The sequence below is a fragment of the Methylobacterium sp. J-070 genome, assembly GCF_022829385.1.
In the GTDB taxonomy this organism is placed as follows: Bacteria; Pseudomonadota; Alphaproteobacteria; order Rhizobiales; family Beijerinckiaceae; genus Methylobacterium.
The window spans coordinates 1-686 of record NZ_JAKSXX010000196.1; the positions used below are offsets into that span (position 1 = coordinate 1).

1 pseudogene is annotated in these 686 nt (G+C 66.2%); it reads left to right on the forward strand.

The annotated features are described in order from the left end of the window. Positions 1 to 245 precede the first annotated feature (245 nt). Positions 246 to 551, forward strand: a pseudogene (locus tag MKL01_RS20855) (hypothetical protein); the annotation flags it as partial. Positions 552 to 686 lie beyond the last annotated feature (135 nt).

The window sequence follows — 686 nt, forward strand, 5'->3', positions numbered from 1 at the left end:
ACCTTGAGAACGGTCGCAACAGCACGTTATCGCTCGCCGCACTCACGCGCTTGGCGCTGTTCCTCGGTCTGACCGAGTCGGGCGTACCACGGCCTCTGCCGCCTGGGATGGAGTAGCCACCTGCCTCGATGCGAGTGCGCCGTCGCGGGGAAACTCAGAACCCAAGATCAGAAAGGCCTCTGCGCGATCGGCACAGGCGTCATACCGCTACGCTTTCCTCACGATGGGTGGCACAGTGCGCCCCCATGCCGATCCGGCCCGAGCATCGCTTCTTCTACCCCATCGACTGGGCGCAGCTTTCAGCGCTGATCCGCTTCGGCCGGGCGAAAGGCTGCTGCGAGGGCTGCGGGCGGCCGCACGGGCAGATGATCTACCATCTCGGCGACGGGCGCTGGTGGGACACTGAAGCCGGTCGGTGGAGCGACGGATGGGGCAGGCGGATCCGGATCGCGTCAGGGACCGATATTCTCGGCCGCACTCGGCGGACTTAGGTCTTCTTGGCGGCAGCCCATCGGGATCACGACACTGCCAACAACGCGGCCGCCAACCTGACCTGACCGGTATTTTGGACCGAGCCGATTGAGAGGCTACTGCATGGTGGCGGCGATGGGTAGCCGGAAGGCCAGATCCGGGTAGCTGACAGGCGCGGGCGGCCGATAGCCCAGGGACGAATGCGGCCGGACGCG